Origin of the sequence: Shimia sp. (assembly GCF_049116215.1) — a bacterium.
GTDB lineage: Bacteria > Pseudomonadota > Alphaproteobacteria > Rhodobacterales > Rhodobacteraceae > Shimia.
In genome coordinates, this window is sequence record NZ_JAGDZB010000002.1 from 57,294 (window position 1) to 75,494 (window position 18,201).

Below are 18,201 nucleotides of genomic sequence, written 5' to 3' on the forward strand. Positions count from 1 at the left end.
GCAGTTTCACCGCCGCTCCAGCTCTTCGTGCAGCAACTGGCGCACCACGTCACGCGGCACATCTGCAGTCACAAAGGCCTCGCCAATGCCCCGCGCCAAAATGAAGCGCAGCTGGCCGTCGACCACCTTCTTGTCCTGGCCCATCAGATCCAACAGAACGTCCGCATCTGGCAGGTCGCCCTCGATGTCTTTCAGGTCCACCTTCATGCCCATGGCGCGCAAATGTTCACGCACCCGACTTGGCGCCTCTTGCGCACAGAGCCCCAACCGCATCGACAGTTCAAACGCCAGCGCGCAGCCCACGGCCACGCCTTCGCCATGCAACAAACGGTCGCCATACCCCGTCGCCGCTTCCAGCGCGTGACAAAAAGTGTGCCCCAGATTGAGCAGGGCGCGATCCCCTTGCTCGGTCTCATCACGCATCACAATCTCGGCCTTCATCTCACAAGACCGCTTCACTGCCGCAATTCGCGCCGCCTCATCGCCTGCGGCCAACGCAGGCCCCTGCGCCTCCAACCACTCAAAGAAATTGGCATCGCCGAGCATGCCGTATTTCACCACTTCGCCATAGCCAGCGAGGAAATCACGCAGCGTCAGCGTGCCCAACACATCAATATCCGCCAGCACCAGTCGCGGCTGATGAAACGCCCCAACAAGGTTCTTACCCAGCGGACTGTTGATGCCGGTTTTGCCGCCCACCGAACTGTCCACCTGCGCCAAAAGGCTGGTTGGGATCTGCACAAACCCCACCCCACGGCGCAGAATGGCCGCCGCAAACCCGGTCAGATCGCCAATCACCCCGCCGCCAAGCGCCACCACCAGGTCTTTGCGCTCCACACGTTGCGACAGCAGCCACTCAACGGTTTGCTCCAGATAAGCCCAGCTCTTGGTGCTCTCGCCCGCAGGCAGCACCAACGCTTCCATGGCAATGCCGTCCGCCGCCAAGCCCGCACGCAACGTCTCCAGATGCAGCGCCGCAACATTCTCATCCGTGACCACACAGACCTGTTTGCGCGCCAGCATTGGCCCAATCAGCGCGCCAGATTTTGCCAGCAACCCCGGACCGATGTGAATATCATATTCCCGGCCCTCAAGGCCAACATGTACGGTTTCCATCACGGCTTACATCTCCGCCAAAACATCGGGGCGCGCGTCCAACAACGCCTGCGCCACCCGATCTGCCATTTCTTCAATACTTAACCCAGCGTCCGCCTTCACCGGCAGATCCGCGAGGCCATACAAAGGCACCCGTGCCTCAAAGATCTCTTCCAAGGTTTTGCGCGGATTGTCCGTGCGCAACAGCGGCCGGGTGTCCTTATGTTTCACCCGGTTCCACAAAAGCTCCACATCCGCATCCAGCCACACAGCAACACCGCGCTCTGATATCTCCGCGCGATTGCCCTCCGCCAAATAAGCACCACCACCGGTGGAAAGAATGCAACGCTCCTCCTCCAGAAGGCGCGCAATCACCTGACTCTCCTTTAGGCGGAAAAACGCTTCTCCGTCTCGCTCAAAAATCTCAGCAATGCTCATATTCGCAGCCTTCACGATTTCGGCATCGGAATCGATAAATGGCACATCAAGTTTGGCGGCTAACGCCCTGCCAACAGCGGTTTTTCCCGCCCCCATCATGCCAACAAACACAACGGTTTTTTTCAAATCATAGCTCATCAAACGCCCGCAATCGGCTAAGCCTTGCCCAAAAGTGTGGTTTCGACATTGAATGACGTGATCTTGCTGGAAAGGCCAGTTATAAGTTGAAAAAAAGCAGGCAGAAAAATCGAGGATATTATGGGCAGACTCTTTCGAGCCTTGTTATTTTTAGTGGTGCTGGCCGCGGTGGCCTTGGTGGCATACGCCTATCTCGGGCCAATTTTTGGCGCGGATTTCTCCGCCCCACAGGCGGAAGTGCGCATTCCTCTTGAGCTGACAGGACAATAGGGTGACACACCTCTCCCGCACCGGTCTCGCCGCGCTCTTTCTCTCCACCAGCACCCTGCACGCGCAAAACGCACCGCTCTCAGCAATTGACTGGCTCGATCACACCCCAACCGTGACCTTGGATATGGGCTTGCCGCTCAACGAAGCTCCGGTCAGCGAAGGCGTCGCCACACCTGCGATCAATGTCAGTCCGCTGTCAGAAACCTCACAAGATGCCGTTGGGCTGTTGCCCTCTAACGTGACCGGCCTGCCCGCCTCGCTGTGGTCAGCTTCTGATGCCGACACGCTCAGCGGTTTGGTCGCGGCCCAACGCCCCGATGTCTTGCCTGCGATGCAAGCTTTGCTTTACACGCTATTGTTGGCCGAAGCGGACGCGCCGCGCGAAACTGGCGTCACAAATGAGCTCCTCTTGGCCCGCGTCGACAAACTGGTTGAAATGGGCGCCTTGGAACAAGCCGAAGCCTTGCTGGACCGGGCAGGACCAACTACCCCGTCACTTTTTCAACGCTGGTTCGACGTGACCCTGCTGATGGGCCAGGAAACCCGCGCTTGCGAAGCCCTGATGGCCGCGCCGCATTTGGCAACCGACTATGCGTCCCGCATTTTCTGCACCGCCCGCGCCGGTGACTGGCGCGCTGCCGCCCTGACGCTCGACACCGCAAAAGCCCTTGGTTTGATTTCCGAGGAAATGGATGCATTGTTGTTGCGCTTCCTCGACCCGGAGCTGTTTGAAGGCGAGCCGCTTCTGGTTGCCGCCAACGGACCCGACCCGCTCAAATTCCGGCTTTACGAAGCCATAGGCGAAGGCCAAACCGCCGCCCGCCTGCCACGCCCTTACGCCCACGCGGACCTGCGCGACACCGCTGGCTGGAAAGCACAACTCGAAGCCGCCGAACGCCTCGCGCGCACCTCTGCCTTACACGAAAACGCCTTACTGGGTTTCTACACCGAAAGCTCCCCATCTGCCTCCGGCATGATCTGGGACCGTGTTGCAGCGGTGCAGGCGTTTGATCGCGCGGTCACCAAACAAGATCTGCGCGACGTGTCCGACACACTCCCCCAAGCCTGGGCCGCCATGCAACAGGTCCACCTCGAAGTGCCCTTTGCCCGACTCTACGGCCCGCAGCTGTTGCAGTTGCCCCTACAAGGCGTCACCGCCCGTCTGGCCCGCGACATTGCTTTGCTGTCCTCAGATTACGAGCGCGCCGCCCGCTCCGGCCCTCGGGATTTTTTGGCAGGCCTGGCCCTTGGCACCCCGCCCCGCAAACCCACCGATCCGGTGCACCGCGCCATTGCCGACGCCTTCCACGACGCCGGTGTGCCACAGGAAATCTCCACTATGCTGGCCCGCGGCCAATTGGGAGAAAGCCTGCTGACCGCCATGGAACTCATGGACGACGGCGCCGCCGGCAACCTCGGCGCCTTGACCGAAGCCCTCGCCACCTTCCGCGCCGTCGGTCTGGAAGACACCGCCCGCCGCGCTGCGCTGCAAGTGGCGCTTCTGGACACGCGAGGCTAAGCCATGGCCGCGCCTGATGACACGCTGCAATGGATTGCCACCTTCCTTGAAGCGCAGGCCGCCGAACTTGGTGCGTCGCCCAATACCCAAGCCGCCTACGCCCGCGACTTGCGCGATTTCGCCACCTGGGCCCACGGCAAGTCCCACAGCTTTGACGCGCTGTCTCAATCCGACGTCGAAGACTACCTGCTCTTCTGTGACGCCCAGGGCCTCGCCCAATCCACCCGCGCCCGCCGCCTTTCCGCCATCAAACAACTCTTCCGTTTTGCTTTTGAAGAGGGCTGGCGATCCGACAATCCCGCGATCCAGATCAAAGGCCCCGGCCGCGCCAAGCGCCTGCCCAAAACATTGGAAGTCACCGAGGTGGATGGCCTGCTCGCCGCCGCCCGCACCCACGGGCGCAACACCGATGACCGCCTGCGCAACACCTGCCTGATGGAACTGCTCTATGCCACCGGTATGCGCGTGACCGAGTTGGTCAGCCTGCCGGTCTCCGCCGCGCGCGGTGATCCGCAAATGCTCCTGGTGATGGGCAAAGGCGGCAAAGAACGCATGGTGCCGCTGTCCCCACCTGCCCGCGATGCGCTTGCAGCATGGCTCGTTTGCCTAGACGCCGCCGAGGATATCGCCCGATCCAAAGGCAAACCCGCCTCGCGCTTCCTCTTTCCCTCTCGCAGTGCCTCGGGCCACCTCACCCGGCACCGTTTTTACATGTTGATCAAAGACCTTGCCGTCGCCGCCGGTGTCTCGCCGTCCAAAGTCACTCCGCACACCCTGCGCCATGCCTTTGCCACGCATCTTCTGGCCAACGGCGCCGACCTACGCGTGATCCAGACATTGCTTGGACACGCCGACGTCGCCACCACCGAAATCTACACCCACGTGCTGGATGAACGCCTGCGCGAACTGGTCACCACCCATCACCCCTTGGCCAAAGACGGCAAGCGCAACGCCTGAGGCAACACATCCACAGACGGCCAATACCCACTGAGCAACGCCCGGTCATAGCCCTGCGTCAGCCCGGACGCCTGCATCGCTGCTTGCGCGGCCTCAGCGTCATAGCTCAACGCTTTGATCTCAGCGCAACCGTCGCACAAAACCACAAACCGTGTCTCCTGCCGCCCATCATGCTCCGGCATGCCAATAGCCCCGGCATTGACCCACGTTGCGCCGCCAACCTGCCGCTGAAACGCAATACCTGAATGTCCCGCGATCACCACGTCTACTGGCCCCACCAGAGCTTCAAGCGCCGCAATCTCCTCTACAAACACAGCTTCCGGCGACACCGAGAAAACAAACCGCGCCACGTCGGTCACCCCACCATGGATCACGGCAACACGCACACGACCCTGCTGAAACGTCACCACATCCGGCAATCCCGCCATCCAACACCGCGCTTCCGCATCGACCTCTGCATTGGCGTGGGCATACCACCCCGCCGACAACAGATCACAGGTCGTGCCCGCCTCAAACCCACAGCCACAATCCAGCGCATTTGCCGCCAGTTGCTTTTCACAGTTTCCGGCCACCACAACAGCCTGCGCCGCGCGCACCGCCGCCACCGTCTCCGCCGGTTGTGCGCAATACGCCACCACATCGCCTGTGCAGATCACATGACCAGTTGGCACATCCAAAGCCTCGGCCTGTGCCAAAACCACCTCGGTGGCCTGCAAATTGGAATACGGCCCACCAAACAGCAGCACTGGCCCTGCCAATTCACCCAAATCCTGATGTCGCACTGCCTGCCTCCGTCATGTCTTCGCCGCAGCTTTACGACGTCCAGCTCAAAGCGCCAATCACATGACCGTCAGACAAAAAAGGCCGGGCACATGGCCCGGCCTTCCCGACGTCATCTCAACTGAGACTTAGTCGTACTTCGCTACGAGGGCTTCTTGGGTGCCGTCAGCGAGGATCGAGTCAATCGCGTCATCCATGCGGGCAATCACCGTTTCATCGGTGGTCTTGGAACAGGCCAGGAAAAATTCGTTGCGGGAAATCTCCATGGCAATCTCAAAGCTGCCGTCTTCGATCGCCACTGCCGCGGCAGATTCCAACGCCACCATGTAATCCACACGGCCCGCGCCCAGCTTTTTCAACGTCATCTCCGCATCTGGTGCCAAATCGATGTCGCTGGCGCCCAGACGATCCAGCAACGCCACGGCAAAATCGCCGGTCTGCGTGCCAACTTTCTTGGTCAGCGCCTGCTCCACAGAACTCACGTCGCCGTTCGCGCCCGGTTTCTGGATCAGGTAGATCGCCTCGGAATACATCGGACCGGCCCAGTTGAAGCGGTCCTCACGTTCCGGCGTTCGCGCGGTGGTGAAGACGCAGGTATTCGCATCCTGCTCGGCCAAAGTGATGGCGCGCGACCACTTGGTCACTTCCATCTCGGCGGACACACCAGAGCGCGACAGCGCCTCGGTGATGATGTCCACACCGTGGCCGGTCAGCTCACCGTTTTCAACGTAGTTGTAAGGGGCATAGTCTTCCGTAAAAAACTTCACGTCCGCGGCCTGTGCCACCGTTGCGGTGGACAAAGCCAAAGCGCAGAGTGCAAGAGTTTTCATAGGTGGATTTCCTTGTTTGATATCTCTGCCCCGGTTCTGCGCCGCATGTCTGAAGGCAACGTAAACATGCGGCATTTGCGCACAGACAAAATCACAAGCCGCTGAAACCCAATAAAAAAAGCCGGGACGCTTGCCCCGGCTTTGCCACAATCTTCTCGCTTCAGGATCACATCAGTAACGCGATACAATCTCTGCCTGTGTGCCGTCCGCCAAAAGAGAATCCATTGCCGCGTCAATCTCGGCCACAACGGTGGCTGGCGTATCATGCGAGCAAGCAATGAAGTACTCATCCCGCGACACTTCCATCGCGATCTCCAGACCGGCATCTGCCGCAGTCAACGCGTTGGCGCTCTCTTGACCAAGGATCACATAGTCCAACCGGCCCGCCGCCAGCTTCTTCATGGTCTTGTCCAGATCCGGTGCCGCATCCACTTTGGCCGCGCCCAGCTCTTCGAGCAGATCAACTGTGAAATCCCCAACCTGCGTACCGATGGATTTGGTCAGCGCCTGTTCCAAAGACGTCACCTCACCGTTGGTACCCGCGTTCTGGATCAGATACATGCCTTCCACATACATCGGCCCTGCCCATTGAAACTTCGCTTCCCGCTCGGCGGTGCGTGCGGTCGAGAACACACAGGTGTTCGCGTCTTTCTCGGCCAGCGCAATGGCGCGGGTCCATTTGGTGATCTCAACCGAATGTGACAGCGCCGCACGCGCCGCCACTTCATTGATCAGGTCAATCGCATGCCCTTTGGCTTGTCCGTCCTCCGTCCAGGAATACGGCGCGTAATCCTCGGTCAGGAACGACACGCTGGCCCCATCAGCCAGAGCAACGGTTGGCAGCGCGAGGGCGGCAAATACAAAAGCTTTCATTGGATCCCACTTCATATGTGTTTGAACTGGGCGCCCCCTTAGATCAAACCACCTAAAGAAGGCTTAAGCGCGCTGCCCCCTCTTGATCCGGCCCCGTTGCACCCCCATAAACCTAAGTGATTGAGATTTCAGAGGACCCCATGGAGCCCACCACAACTTTTGACACCGCATTCTGGATCACCGCTGGCGTGATTTTCTTTTTGCTGACGCTGTCTGCCTTCTTTTCCGGCTCCGAAACAGCCCTCACAGCGGCCTCTCGCGGCAAACTGCGCGCCCAGGCTGACAAGGGCAATCGCGGGGCTCAACGCGCCCTGAACGTGACCGAGGACAGCGAACGGCTGATCGGCTCCGTGCTGCTGGGCAACAACCTGGTCAACATCCTCGCAACCTCTCTGGCCACCGCTCTCTTCACCCGCGCTTTTGGCGAAGGTGGCGTTGCGCTCGCCACGTTGGTCATGACCCTTCTGGTTTTGATCTTTGCCGAGGTGCTGCCCAAAACCTACGCCATCACCCGCCCCGAAGACGCAGCCTCTACCGTGGCCAGCCCGATCAGTGTCATAGTCACACTGTTTTCCCCCATCGTCGCGGCGGTACGCGTATTGGTGCGCGGCGTGCTGCGCTTGTTTGGCGTGGAAACCGACCCGGACAGCCAAGTGCTGGCCATGCGCGAGGAAATCGCGGGTGCCATTCAGTTGGGCCACTCCGAAGGCATTGTAGAAAAAGAAGACCGCGACCGCATCTTGGGCGCGCTCGATCTGTCGGATCGTGTGGTCGAAGAGATCATGCTGCACCGCTCCGGCATCCAAATGATCAACGCCGACGACGCGCCTGCCGACATTCTCAAACAATGTCTGGAAAGCAACCACACCCGCTTGCCGGTCTACAAAGACGATCAGGAAAACATCATTGGCGTGGTTCACGCCAAAGACCTGTTCCGCAGCATGTACACCCGCGCCGTGCAGGAAGAAACCAACGCCCGCGACCTACTGGCTTTTGACCTGACCGAAGTTGCCAAAGAACCCTACTTCGTGCCGGAAACTACGTCGCTCGACGACCAGATGCGCGAGTTCCTGCGCCGACACGCCCACTTCGCGCTGGTGGTGGATGAATACGGCTCGTTGCAAGGGTTGATCACGCTCGAAGACATCCTTGAAGAGATCGTGGGTGAGATCACCGACGAGTTTGACGAAGACGCTGACCACCCGATCCGCAAATCCGAGGACGGCCAGTTCCTGATCGAAGGCGCCATGACCATCCGCGATCTCAACCGTGCCACCGATTGGTCCCTGCCCGATGACGAGGCCAACACCATCGCCGGTCTCGTGATCCATGAGGCGCAGATGATCCCCACCGTGGGGCAGGTCTTCTCCTTCCATGGCTTCCGGTTTGAGGTCACCGGGCGCGAAGCCAACCGGATCACCGACCTGAAAATCCGCCCGCTCTAAGCTGACAAACCGGCCCATCCCTGCACAGCGCGTGATGGGCCACATCACCAAATTGAATGATGCTTTAGTGGCCTTTGTCGGAAACAGGCTTGCCATGTCGCCCGTTGCTGTTCACCTGTGAACCATCTGACGCGCGGGTAACATTATGCAAAACGTACACGGTATTCTGATCCTTGTGGCAGCCATGCTTGGCTTCACGCTTGAGGATATGTTCATTAAATCCCTCTCTGTGACCCTGCCTGTGGGCCAGATCCTCATGGCCTTGGGTCTGGGCTCCGGCGCGGTCTTTGCCGTGCTTGCCATCCTGCGAGGCGACAACCTCTTTGCCCCCGCCGCCTGGTCCCCACGCATGTTGTTGCGCACCGCCTGTGAAGCGGGTGGCGCCGTGCTCTTCGCCACCGCCCTCTCCCGCGTCGACCTCTCAACGGTTGCGGCCGTGTTCCAGACCCTGCCGCTGGTGATCACGCTTGGCGCAGCGCTCTTTCTGGGTGAGCAAGTGGGCTGGCGCCGCCTCACCGCCATTCTAGTTGGTTTCTCTGGCGTCCTGTTGATCATCCGCCCCGGCACCGACGCCTTTGACCCAAACGCCCTGCTGGTTCTGGGCGCCGTCATCGTGGTTGCCCTGCGCGACCTGATCACCCGCACCATCGACGCCTCTGTGTCGTCCTTTGTGGTCTCCTTCCAGAGCTTCGCCTCGCTGGTCCTCGCGGGCCCGCTGCTGATGCTCTTCAACGCCGCCGACTACGCCACGGTCAACACTTCCCACCTCACCATGATGGCAGGCGCCGTGGCCTTTGGTGCCGCAGGCTATTGGGGCGTGGTCACGGCACTGCGCCTCGGCGAAGCCTCCGTTGTCGCCCCCTTCCGCTACTCCCGCCTGCTGTTCTCCATCCTGGTTGGCATGGTGGCCTTTGGCGAACGCCCCGACCTGCCCACCATGCTGGGCGCCACGCTGATCATCGGCTCCGGCCTCTTCACCTTCATGCGTGAACATCGCCTCGCCAAAGCCGCCACCCCGGCCCAAGCCTAGGGAGATCCAGCAAAACAGCGTCCTCCTGTCACTGTTAGCCCTAACCTGTGGAAAAACCTCCGTTAGCGCTATCAAACAGCGTTTACTTTTGCCCCCGCCCTGCTATAGCTGCGCCCGACATTTGTAGCCATCCGAGGGATCCTCCGACATGAGCACCATCATTGATATCTTTGCCCGCGAAATTCTCGACAGCCGCGGCAACCCAACCGTCGAAGTTGACGTGATCCTCGAAGACGGCACTTTGGGCCGCGCAGCTGTCCCTTCCGGCGCCTCCACTGGTGCCCACGAAGCGGTTGAAAAGCGCGACGGCGACAAAGACCGCTACCTCGGCAAAGGTGTTCTGGAAGCGGTGAACGCGGTGAACGGTGAAATCGCTGAATGCCTCGTTGGCATGGACGTAACTGAGCAGGTTGCCATCGACCAGGCGATGATCGAACTGGACGGCACCCCAAACAAAGCCCGCCTCGGCGCCAACGCCATCCTCGGCGTGTCTCTCGCCGCTGCCAAAGCCGCTGCCGACCACACCGCACAGCCACTGTTCCGCTACGTTGGTGGCACCTCTGCCCGCGTTCTACCGGTGCCCATGATGAACATCATCAACGGCGGCGAGCACGCCGACAACCCAATCGACATTCAGGAATTCATGATCATGCCTGTTTCCGCGGCCAACATCCGCGAAGCCATCCGCATGGGCGCCGAAGTCTTCCACACCCTGAAAAAAGAACTGACCGCCGCGGGCTACAACACCGGCATCGGTGACGAAGGTGGTTTTGCCCCAGCTCTGGAAAGCACCCGCAAAGCGCTGGATTTCTGCATGACATCCATCGAAAAAGCCGGCTACAAGCCGGGCGAAGACATCTACCTCGCCCTCGATTGTGCCTCCTCTGAGTACTACAAAGACGGCAAATACGAGATGGTGGGCGAAGGCAAATCCCTGACCTCCGCTGAGAACGCGCAATATCTCGCCGACCTCTGCAACGACTACCCGATCATCTCCATCGAAGACGGCATGGACGAAGACGACTGGGACGGCTGGAAAGCCCTGACCGACCTGATCGGCGACAAAGTCCAGCTGGTGGGTGACGACCTGTTTGTGACCAACCCAACCCGTCTGGCGGACGGCATTGCGCAGGGCGTGGCAAACTCCATGCTGGTGAAAGTGAACCAGATCGGTTCCCTGACCGAGACCCTGAAAGCCGTCGATATGGCCCACCGCGCACGTTACACCAATGTGATGTCGCACCGCTCCGGCGAAACCGAGGACGCCACGATTGCCGACCTCGCTGTCGCAACCAACTGCGGCCAGATCAAAACCGGTTCTCTGTCGCGCTCAGACCGTCTGGCCAAATACAACCAGCTGATCCGCATCGAGGAAGCGCTGGGGGAAACCGCCGAATACGCTGGCCGCTCCGTGCTGAAATAAGCTTTGGTGATAGGTTGCAAAACAGAAAAACCCCGCCAATGAGCGGGGTTTTTCTTTCACTGGACATTCGTTGGATGACCCTCAGTGCAAGTGCTCAGACAGCACTTCAACAAGCTTATCAATCCGCACAGGCTTGGGAATAAAACCGGAAAACCCAACCTCATCACATTCCTGCTTCTGCATATTGGACACACTTGCGGTCACGGCGATGATCTTTGGCCCCTCCGGGGACAACAAACGGCTGATCTCGCGGGTGGCGTCAATGCCGTCCATATTGGGCATGTTGATGTCCATCAGGATCACATCATACTGCCCAGACTCCGCTTTTTGCACACACTCGAGACCGTCATTGGCGACCTCACAATTGATGCCGCAGTGCTTCAAAAGTCGCTGCATCACCTTCAGATTGATCGGTTCGTCATCGGCCACCAAAATACGCGGATTAAGGGCAGAAAAGTCTGGCTTGGTCATGCTGCGTTCCTTTTGTCTTGCGATGCGCCACTGGTGGCGGTGTTGAGTTTTGTCGGGATGGTGAGCGTAAACGTGGAGCCTTTGCCCTCTTCACTCTCAAGTGTGATGTCGCCGTTTGCCTCCTGGGCAATGCCCTGCGCAATCGATAGGCCCAGGCCAGTGCCCCCTGCCTTCCGGCTGGAGGAACTGTCCGCCTGCATAAAGCGCTCAAAGATCTTGGCCTGATCCTCAGGCGCGATACCCGCCCCTGTGTCCGTGACCGCCACGGAGAACACGGCGTCCTCCGATCCCTCGGCGTGCGCAACGGTAGCACTGACATGCACGGAGCCTGCGTCGGTGAACTTCACCGCATTGCCCACAAGATTCACAATCACCTGGCGCAGCCGTTTTTCATCCCCCAAGAATTCTGGTGCGTTCTCAGGAACCTCAAGATGAAACGAGAGGTCTTTCTTCTGCGCCAAAATCGTCGCAAAGCTGGTCGCATTCTTCATGAAGCCCTTCACCTCAATCGGCTCGGACTTCATGCGCAACGCCCCCGCCTCAATCTCGCCAAAGGTCAAAATCTCTTCGATCAGCGCCATCTGGCTGTCGGCACAGGAGTTCAGAATATCAATCAACTCTCTGTCTTCCTCCGGAAGGTCCGCCACTTCCAAAAGCTGGGCTGCCCCAATAACACCGTTCATCGGCGTGCGCAGCTCGTGGCTGATGGTGGCAAGGAACTGCGACTTAGCCATATCTGAGGCCCGCGCAGCCTGCGCTTCCTCTTGCAGCTCAGATTGAATGCGCAGGATTTCCGCAACAAGCGGCCTCGCAACCGTAAACCAGGCAAAAACCGCCGCGAACAGCGCAATAACAAACACTAGCACGGACAGGAATACCGGCAACTCGCCGGCAGTCTGGGATTGTTGCGTCAACACCGCGTTCACATGCTCGATTTGCTCGGAAGACAGTGTGGTGGCCTCGGCCCAAAAGGCTGCCAGCGTGGCTGGATCAGTCTTGCCATCCGCAAAAATCTCGGCAGCAGCCAGGAGAATGGTCCCAATCGAGTTTTCCAAAGAAACTTCCTCAGAGACGCCTGCCTCCCAGGAATCTTCCTCTTCTTCCCAGACGTCTTCCAAGACCTCAGGCATTTCATGGCCGAGCAACCCCAATTCTGTGCCCAAAACAATCGGATCAATACCGGCCTCTTCGGTACGTGTATTCAACGCCTGACGCGTAGCGGACTCGCCGTCCTCTTCGATTTCATCACCATCCGGATCTGCAGCACGCATTGCAGAATAGTATCCCAACGCCCGCACATAAGTATCTTGTGCTTCCGACGCATCAAAACTCCGAGACATCTCCAATTGCGCCGCATGGCCTTTCAACTTGGAGACGGCTTCAATCATCTGGCCCATGGCCAGCACATAACGAGAAGTCGCAGCGGCAGACTGATGAAAGAAAACAGAGGCCGCACTGGCAATGAACATCGGAACCAACAAAACAACGATCGTGGCAAAAAGCCTGCGCCTTAGGTGACTTTGTTGGATAGAGCCCACCTTGGTGCCCTTGTCTCCAGTTTCGCTGCTCATTTTGCTCTCCGCTATTCGCTAATATCTTGGCTAGTCCGGCACGCTAAAGTCCTTTGGTATGCAATTGGTCTTACGAAAAGATTAACTCTTCCTTGAACAGCTTAGGCATAGCCCTTCTTTTTAGGCTGATCCGCAACCTCAACCACCAAGAGCTGCAACGCCTCTCAAACAGCAGCCGGACTGGTAGCACCCCCATTCACTCACGCCTTCGTGACCCCAATGTGTGTTGACCTCCCCCCACTGGAACCTGTCACACCATGCGCAAACAAAATCACGAGGCACGCATGGCACACACCCGCAAATCTCCCCGGTTCACCCGCCGCTCCTTTCTGATCAGCAGCTCGCTCACACCCTTTGTGGCCGCTTCCCCCGCGCTGGCGCTCACCGAGGCGGAACCGGAGCCATCCGTGCAGCGCAACGTGTCCTCCTTCCGCACCCATGAGTGGCAGGACCATTTTGACACGCTTGGCGCGGGTCTGATCATTTCCGACACCACCACGCGTGTGCTGCAGCACTGGACGGCGGATGGCGAGATGCGCATCTACCCAACCTCCGTGCCGCTGACCGACGAACTCACCAAACGCGGCTACACCGAAGTCACCGAAAAACGCGCCAACCCTGGCTGGGCGCCCACGCCATCGATGCGCGAGCGCAACCCCGAGTGGCCGCCATATGTCAAAGGCGGCGATCCTTCCAATCCGCTGGGCACCCGCGCGCTATACCTGTCGTGGCAATACTACCGCATCCACGGCACCCACGACACGCGCAAGATTGGCCGCCGCTCCTCCAACGGCTGCATCGGCCTTTACAACGAACACATCGAAGAGGTGTTTGACCGCACCAAAGTCGGCACCAAAGTCAAACTGATCTGATCCCAACACCATGACCAAACCCCTTGTCCTCGCGGGCGTGGTGCTGGCTCTGGGCGCGGTAACATTTGCCGCCCTCCAGTTTCAGCCCACCCCGGCCCAGCCAGTCGCTTCCCCCGAAACCACAGCCACCACCGCCATGGTTGCCGTTACACAGCCCGCCGCTCACAGCGAGCTGGCGCAAATGGGCAAACGCGCCTTTGAGGCCACCTGCGCCGCCTGCCACGGCGAAAACGCGGCAGGCCAGGACGGCGTTGCCCCTCCACTGGTGCACAAGATCTACGAGCCCGGCCACCATTCCGACATGGCCTTCTTCATGGCCGTCGACAACGGCGTGCGCGCTCATCACTGGGCCTTTGGCAACATGCCTCCGGTGGCAGGCTTGACCAAAGGCGACGTGAAAGCCATCGTGGCCTACGTCCGCGAGCTGCAACGCGAAAACGGCATTTTTTAAACGCGCCACCGCCGCCCACCTCCAAACTTCCGACCAGTAAGAGTGCCCCCATGCCCCTCACCCGCCGCCAGTTCCTCGCCAGCACCGCCGCCCTGGCCCTGACGCCCAAAACCGGCCTTGCGGCCACCGCCCCGGTGATCGAAGCCACCACAGGCCGTGTGCAGCTGATAGATGCGGAGTTCGGCGACTATCCGGAGACCGAGGTCTGGGGCTACAACGGATCTGTTCCGGGCCCGCTCCTGCGTTTCAAACAAGGCGACACCCTCAAGCAGGAGCTGCTCAACAGCCTGCCCAACCCAACCGCCATTCACTGGCACGGCATCCGCGTGCCCAACCCCATGGACGGCGTGCCCGGCATGACCCAGGACGCGGTGCCTACGGGCGACCGCTTCCACTACGAATTCCCGCTCAAAGACGCCGGCACCTACTGGTACCACTCCCACAATCAATCCACCGAACAGGTCGCTCGCGGCCTTTACGGTGTGGTTGTGGTGGAAGAAACCAACGCGCCAGACGTGGACCACGACATTGTGGTGGTGCTGGACGATTGGCGGCTCAGTGAAGACGCCCAAATCACCGACGATTTTAACGCCATGCATGATTGGACCCACGCCGGACGGCTTGGCAACTACATCCACGCGCAGCTGTCTGAGCAGCCGGAAGCTGTGCCCGAAAACGCCCGCCTGCGCCTGCGCTTTGTCAACGTTGCCACCGACCGCGTCATCACCGTCTCCGTACAAGGCGGCGACGGCAAACTGGTCGCCCGCGATGGCATGCCGCTGGACACACCTGAACCACTCGATGCGATGCCCTTTGGCCCGGCCGAGCGCGCCGACGTGATCATCGACGCCGCAGCCAACGAGGCCAACGCGCTGCAAATTGTCCTGCACGAAGGCGACACGGGCTACCTGCTCAAAGAGATCCCCATCTCAGGCACCCAACCCGCTCGCGCCGCAATCAAGCCCCTGCCCGCCAACCCAATGCCACGCCTCTCAGACCTCACGGACGCCCTGAACGTGCCCCTGCATATGGAAGGCGGCGCCATGGGCGGCCTGCGCGAAGCCACCTACGAAGGCGAAACACTGGACGCACGCAGCTTGGTCGACAAAGGCCAGGTCTGGGCCTTCAATGGCCAGGCCGGTCTCAGCGACACGCCACTGGTGGAAGTCCCCCAGGGCCAAATCGTGCGCATCCCGATGCAAAACGACACGTCTTTTGCCCACGCCATGCACCTGCACGGCACCCATTTTCAGGAAGTCCTACCCGACGGCAGCTTTGGCCCCTTGAAAGACACCATTCTAATGCAGCCCCGCGAGACCCGCGAGATCGCCTTCATCGCGGGTGCACCCGGCAAATGGCTGATGCACTGCCACATGCTGTCTCACGCCGCCGCTGGAATGCGCACCTGGATCAAGGTTGTGTGAGCTTTAGGCAGGCTCCCGTCCCAGACCTCACAAATCCAAAACCAGCGGCCCCGAAGGCACCGAGGAACAGATCAACGTCTGCGTAGTGTCTTCTCCCTCCGGCCCAGACAACCGCGTCGCTTGACCTTCTTTGATGCCACATCGGCAACTGCCACACAGGCCTGCACGGCAATGGGACGGCGGCAACACGCCGTATTTTTCGGCAAACTCCAACAAAGACCCATCAGACGGGCTCCAGATTGCGGTCACATCGGACCGCGCCAGCGTGACCGAAACCGGCGCAATCTCAGGAATATCGCGCATGTCTACTGTCGCGCGTGGTGAGGCAAACCGATCGACAAACACCCGCTCCTCAGCCACGTCAGCCGCCGCCAATTGGGCCTCAAAATCGGCAACAAACCCAACCGGTCCACAGACATGCACATCTGCGTTCGCCTCCGCGACAGACGTCGCCAAATCCGCTAAATCTGGTCGCCCACCCAAAGCGCCCTCAACCGGTCTTTCCGCCTGCGACAGGTACAACGTCAGCGTTGCCTGCGGCAGATCTGCGGCCAATGTCTTACATTCCGCCCACAACGCCGCCGCCTCAAGGCTGCGTGCCACATGCACCACATGCACCGGCTTCTGCCACCCTTCTGCCACCAGCTCACGCAGCTTGGCGACTGTTGGCGTGATCCCGATCCCCGCGCTCACCAATGTGACCGCAGATGTTTCCGGTCGCAAAGTGGCCTCCCCAAAAGGCCCACTCATCACCAGGTGATCCCCTGCCGCCAGCAAATGTATCGCTTGTGACCCCGACCCTTGATCGCGCTTCACCGAAATCCGCAGCTGCCCGCCTTCTGTGGCGGACACCGTGTAACTGCGCCAGATCTCGCCAGAGACCAAATTATGCAGCCGTACATATTGCCCGCCCCGCAAGGCCTTCACCGTGCCCAACGCCGACAGGCTGTCTTGCAGCCAAACCGAGCGCACATCTGCGCTCTCCACCTCAACAGAAGCCACCGTCGCAACACGCGGCCATTGCGCCACCGGAGGCGCCGTCTCTACCGCCGCTGCTTGCGCCAGCGCGTCTCCTGACACACCTGTCAACACGCGTCCTGACGCGCCCTGCGTCAAATCTCCGCCTTGCCGCACCACGGCATAGACACCGCAGTAGATATGGCCGAAGAACTGGTTGAGTGCCGCTGGCATGTTCACGTCCAGCGCACCGGTCTGCACATTCACCGATGTGCCTTTGCAACGGTCAATCGGCCGAATAATCTGCAATTCCACATCACCAAACCGCAGCGTTTTTCCAAGCCAGGAAAACTCTTCCCATGGTTTGGCCCGCACATAGATATTGCCACGGAATCGCAACGGATCAATCTCCCGCCCCAGCGCTTTGCCAATCGCTTCCACTGTCGACAGGTTGATGATCGACACCGCCGCATCCGGATGGTCCCAATACCCGCGTCCTCCCCCTGCCCGCGCCAGTTGCGTCTGGCCGTCCATTTCTTCAGAAAACGCGGCGACCTGATCAGTCTCCGGCAAAATTGTAGCTGAGGTCCCGGACGGCGCAGTCACCCGAACCACATCGCCAACCGACCGCACCGCATAACAGGTCAACTCCGGCCGGATCGTCATGCGCTGGAACGCCTGACATGCGGTCCACTTTCCCTCTGGCTGCACCGGCAAAGAGCCAGTCTCAATCGCGCGCCGCCGATCCCCGGGGAAACCCTCTCCGTCAGTGAGCGCCACCGAAGGCAAAGCCTCTCCCGGCAGACCCTTAATCGGATATCGGTAGAGCGAAGCAACAGTCACCATCTCTCCGCCCTCCCAAGCCCTTGGCCATTGAAAGCGAAACAAAACATGGGGGCGGGGCAGTTACTGTGTCCTAGCTGTATCATGGGCACTTTATGCCGGAACCTTTTGATGACTCACGATCACCAAACTGATATCTTTCGAGAATTATTCTCGCCAAGAAGTCAAATCTGAACAATGCCCCTCGATCCCTCAGACACAACCATCCTGAACGCCTTGCAAACCAACGCGCGGTGCAGCCTGGAACAACTTGCTGATCTCACGGGCCTCTCGACTGCCACCGTGCAACGCCGCCTGCGCAGCCTGCGCGAATCTGGCGTGATCGACCGCGAAATAGCTGTGCTTGATCCGGACAAACTTGGGCACAACATGACCTTTGTGGTGATGGTGGAACTGGAACGCGAGCGCCTGGATCAAATCGACCTCTTTGTCCGCCAGACCCGCAAAGATCCGCAAGTGCAGCAATGTTACTACATCACTGGCGAAGCAGACTTCTGTCTGATCTGCGTGGTCAAAGACATGGCTGATTTTGAACAGCTCACCCACCGTCTGTTTTTCGAAAACGCCAACGTCCGCCGCTTCCGCACCTCTGTTGTCATGGGCCGCAAAAAGGTTGGCTTGGATCTGCCGATAGAGCACTTGGTTTAACATCAGTGGCCCAAAACCTTGCGCGCCGTCCTGCGGGTGTTGGTATTGGGAACCACAGAACAAAACAGCGCCCTTGGTGCCAATCACTTGTCCCGCCCCCAAAATCCCGGGTTTCAAGCCACAAAAACTGAAATTTTTTCCCCAATTAAATCAATGCACTAAAGTG

18 protein-coding genes are annotated in these 18,201 nt (G+C 59.7%); 10 read left to right on the plus strand and 8 right to left on the minus strand.

The genetic code is table 11. The annotated features are described in order from the left end of the window. Positions 1–6: 6 nt before the first annotated feature. Positions 7–1,119 (minus strand): 3-dehydroquinate synthase, encoded by a 1,113-nt coding sequence (aroB, locus tag JXR15_RS05845; RefSeq protein WP_422052307.1) that lies wholly within the window; start codon positions 1,117–1,119, stop codon positions 7–9. Between the two features lie 3 nt (positions 1,120–1,122). Then, entirely contained in the window at positions 1,123–1,671 is a 549-nt protein-coding gene (locus tag JXR15_RS05850; protein WP_422052308.1) for a shikimate kinase, read from the minus strand. A gap of 120 nt (positions 1,672–1,791) precedes the next feature. Between JXR15_RS05850 and JXR15_RS05855 the strand changes: the two genes are divergently transcribed. Genes JXR15_RS05855 through JXR15_RS05865 form a run of 3 tightly spaced genes read left to right on the plus strand, consistent with a single transcriptional unit; the run spans position 1,792 to position 4,417 of the window. Next, positions 1,792–1,941 carry a hypothetical protein gene (locus tag JXR15_RS05855; RefSeq protein WP_283426350.1) on the plus strand — a complete coding sequence of 50 codons (150 nt, stop codon included), beginning with the start codon at positions 1,792–1,794 and terminating at the stop codon, positions 1,939–1,941. Between the two features lies 1 nt (position 1,942). Continuing rightward, positions 1,943–3,460 (plus strand): hypothetical protein, encoded by a 1,518-nt coding sequence (locus JXR15_RS05860; protein ID WP_422052309.1) that lies wholly within the window; start codon positions 1,943–1,945, stop codon positions 3,458–3,460. A gap of 3 nt (positions 3,461–3,463) precedes the next feature. Next, on the plus strand, positions 3,464–4,417 hold the full coding sequence (locus tag JXR15_RS05865) for a site-specific tyrosine recombinase XerD (RefSeq protein WP_422052310.1): 954 nt from the start codon (positions 3,464–3,466) through the stop codon (positions 4,415–4,417). Here JXR15_RS05865 and JXR15_RS05870 read toward each other — a convergent pair. From JXR15_RS05870 to JXR15_RS05880, 3 genes are all read right to left on the minus strand, one after another. Further along, a complete protein-coding gene (locus tag JXR15_RS05870) occupies positions 4,381–5,199 on the minus strand; it encodes a metallophosphoesterase family protein (RefSeq protein WP_422052311.1) in 819 nt (272 codons plus the stop codon). The two genes, JXR15_RS05865 and JXR15_RS05870, sit on opposite strands and share 37 nt — an antisense overlap. A gap of 126 nt (positions 5,200–5,325) precedes the next feature. Beyond that, on the minus strand, positions 5,326–6,027 hold the full coding sequence (locus JXR15_RS05875) for a substrate-binding periplasmic protein (protein ID WP_422052312.1): 702 nt from the start codon (positions 6,025–6,027) through the stop codon (positions 5,326–5,328). Between the two features lie 171 nt (positions 6,028–6,198). Further along, positions 6,199–6,900, minus strand: a complete 702-nt coding sequence (locus JXR15_RS05880; protein ID WP_422052313.1) for a substrate-binding periplasmic protein — start codon at positions 6,898–6,900, stop codon at positions 6,199–6,201. A 140-nt stretch (positions 6,901–7,040) separates the two neighbouring features. Here JXR15_RS05880 and JXR15_RS05885 point away from each other — a divergent pair, with 140 nt between their 5' ends. The 3 genes from JXR15_RS05885 to eno all read left to right on the plus strand — a co-directional run bounded on the left by JXR15_RS05885 (position 7,041) and on the right by eno (position 10,798). Then, complete coding sequence (locus JXR15_RS05885; protein WP_422052314.1) at positions 7,041–8,345, plus strand: HlyC/CorC family transporter; 1,305 nt, start codon at positions 7,041–7,043, stop codon at positions 8,343–8,345. A gap of 145 nt (positions 8,346–8,490) precedes the next feature. Further along, positions 8,491–9,375: a DMT family transporter gene (locus JXR15_RS05890; RefSeq protein ID WP_422052315.1), complete on the plus strand. Its 885-nt coding sequence runs from the start codon at positions 8,491–8,493 to the stop codon at positions 9,373–9,375. Between the two features lie 148 nt (positions 9,376–9,523). Next, positions 9,524–10,798: a phosphopyruvate hydratase gene (gene eno, locus JXR15_RS05895; RefSeq protein ID WP_422052316.1), complete on the plus strand. Its 1,275-nt coding sequence runs from the start codon at positions 9,524–9,526 to the stop codon at positions 10,796–10,798. Between the two features lie 81 nt (positions 10,799–10,879). Here the strand turns inward: eno and JXR15_RS05900 are convergent, their stop codons facing one another. Next, the gene (locus JXR15_RS05900) at positions 10,880–11,269 is read right to left on the minus strand and encodes a response regulator (protein WP_412554422.1); all 390 of its coding nucleotides are present in this window, start codon (positions 11,267–11,269) and stop codon (positions 10,880–10,882) included. Further along, positions 11,266–12,840: a sensor histidine kinase gene (locus JXR15_RS05905; RefSeq protein WP_422052317.1), complete on the minus strand. Its 1,575-nt coding sequence runs from the start codon at positions 12,838–12,840 to the stop codon at positions 11,266–11,268. The genes JXR15_RS05900 and JXR15_RS05905 overlap by 4 nt, the downstream gene beginning before the upstream one ends. A 284-nt stretch (positions 12,841–13,124) precedes the next feature. Here JXR15_RS05905 and JXR15_RS05910 point away from each other — a divergent pair, with 284 nt between their 5' ends. The 3 genes from JXR15_RS05910 to JXR15_RS05920 are packed head-to-tail and all read left to right on the plus strand — an operon-like array spanning position 13,125 to position 15,587. Continuing rightward, on the plus strand, positions 13,125–13,712 hold the full coding sequence (locus JXR15_RS05910; RefSeq protein ID WP_422052318.1) for a L,D-transpeptidase: 588 nt from the start codon (positions 13,125–13,127) through the stop codon (positions 13,710–13,712). 10 nt (positions 13,713–13,722) lie between these two features. Then, positions 13,723–14,163 carry a c-type cytochrome gene (locus JXR15_RS05915; RefSeq protein ID WP_422052319.1) on the plus strand — a complete coding sequence of 147 codons (441 nt, stop codon included), beginning with the start codon at positions 13,723–13,725 and terminating at the stop codon, positions 14,161–14,163. 50 nt (positions 14,164–14,213) lie between these two features. Then, positions 14,214–15,587 (plus strand): multicopper oxidase family protein, encoded by a 1,374-nt coding sequence (locus JXR15_RS05920; protein ID WP_422052320.1) that lies wholly within the window; start codon positions 14,214–14,216, stop codon positions 15,585–15,587. A 27-nt stretch (positions 15,588–15,614) separates the two neighbouring features. Here the strand turns inward: JXR15_RS05920 and JXR15_RS05925 are convergent, their stop codons facing one another. Then, complete coding sequence (locus tag JXR15_RS05925; RefSeq protein ID WP_422052321.1) at positions 15,615–17,390, minus strand: MOSC domain-containing protein; 1,776 nt, start codon at positions 17,388–17,390, stop codon at positions 15,615–15,617. A 174-nt stretch (positions 17,391–17,564) separates the two neighbouring features. Between JXR15_RS05925 and JXR15_RS05930 the strand changes: the two genes are divergently transcribed. Beyond that, complete coding sequence (locus JXR15_RS05930) at positions 17,565–18,035, plus strand: Lrp/AsnC family transcriptional regulator (protein WP_422052322.1); 471 nt, start codon at positions 17,565–17,567, stop codon at positions 18,033–18,035. Positions 18,036–18,201 lie beyond the last annotated feature (166 nt).

Bases quoted from the DNA above. Each gene is read 5' to 3' on its own strand.
- JXR15_RS05850 (WP_422052308.1), bottom strand. From the start codon at position 1,671: ATGAGCTATGATTTGAAAAAAACCGTTGTGTTTGTTGGCATGATGGGG.
- JXR15_RS05855 (WP_283426350.1), top strand. From the start codon at position 1,792: ATGGGCAGACTCTTTCGAGCCTTGTTATTTTTAGTGGTGCTGGCCGCG.
- JXR15_RS05865 (WP_422052310.1), top strand. From the start codon at position 3,464: ATGGCCGCGCCTGATGACACGCTGCAATGGATTGCCACCTTCCTTGAA.
- JXR15_RS05875 (WP_422052312.1), bottom strand. From the start codon at position 6,027: ATGAAAACTCTTGCACTCTGCGCTTTGGCTTTGTCCACCGCAACGGTG.
- JXR15_RS05880 (WP_422052313.1), bottom strand. From the start codon at position 6,900: ATGAAAGCTTTTGTATTTGCCGCCCTCGCGCTGCCAACCGTTGCTCTG.
- JXR15_RS05885 (WP_422052314.1), top strand. From the start codon at position 7,041: ATGGAGCCCACCACAACTTTTGACACCGCATTCTGGATCACCGCTGGC.
- JXR15_RS05890 (WP_422052315.1), top strand. From the start codon at position 8,491: ATGCAAAACGTACACGGTATTCTGATCCTTGTGGCAGCCATGCTTGGC.
- eno (WP_422052316.1), top strand. From the start codon at position 9,524: ATGAGCACCATCATTGATATCTTTGCCCGCGAAATTCTCGACAGCCGC.
- JXR15_RS05900 (WP_412554422.1), bottom strand. From the start codon at position 11,269: ATGACCAAGCCAGACTTTTCTGCCCTTAATCCGCGTATTTTGGTGGCC.
- JXR15_RS05905 (WP_422052317.1), bottom strand. From the start codon at position 12,840: ATGAGCAGCGAAACTGGAGACAAGGGCACCAAGGTGGGCTCTATCCAA.
- JXR15_RS05910 (WP_422052318.1), top strand. From the start codon at position 13,125: ATGGCACACACCCGCAAATCTCCCCGGTTCACCCGCCGCTCCTTTCTG.
- JXR15_RS05915 (WP_422052319.1), top strand. From the start codon at position 13,723: ATGACCAAACCCCTTGTCCTCGCGGGCGTGGTGCTGGCTCTGGGCGCG.
- JXR15_RS05920 (WP_422052320.1), top strand. From the start codon at position 14,214: ATGCCCCTCACCCGCCGCCAGTTCCTCGCCAGCACCGCCGCCCTGGCC.
- JXR15_RS05925 (WP_422052321.1), bottom strand. From the start codon at position 17,390: ATGGTGACTGTTGCTTCGCTCTACCGATATCCGATTAAGGGTCTGCCG.
- JXR15_RS05930 (WP_422052322.1), top strand. From the start codon at position 17,565: ATGCCCCTCGATCCCTCAGACACAACCATCCTGAACGCCTTGCAAACC.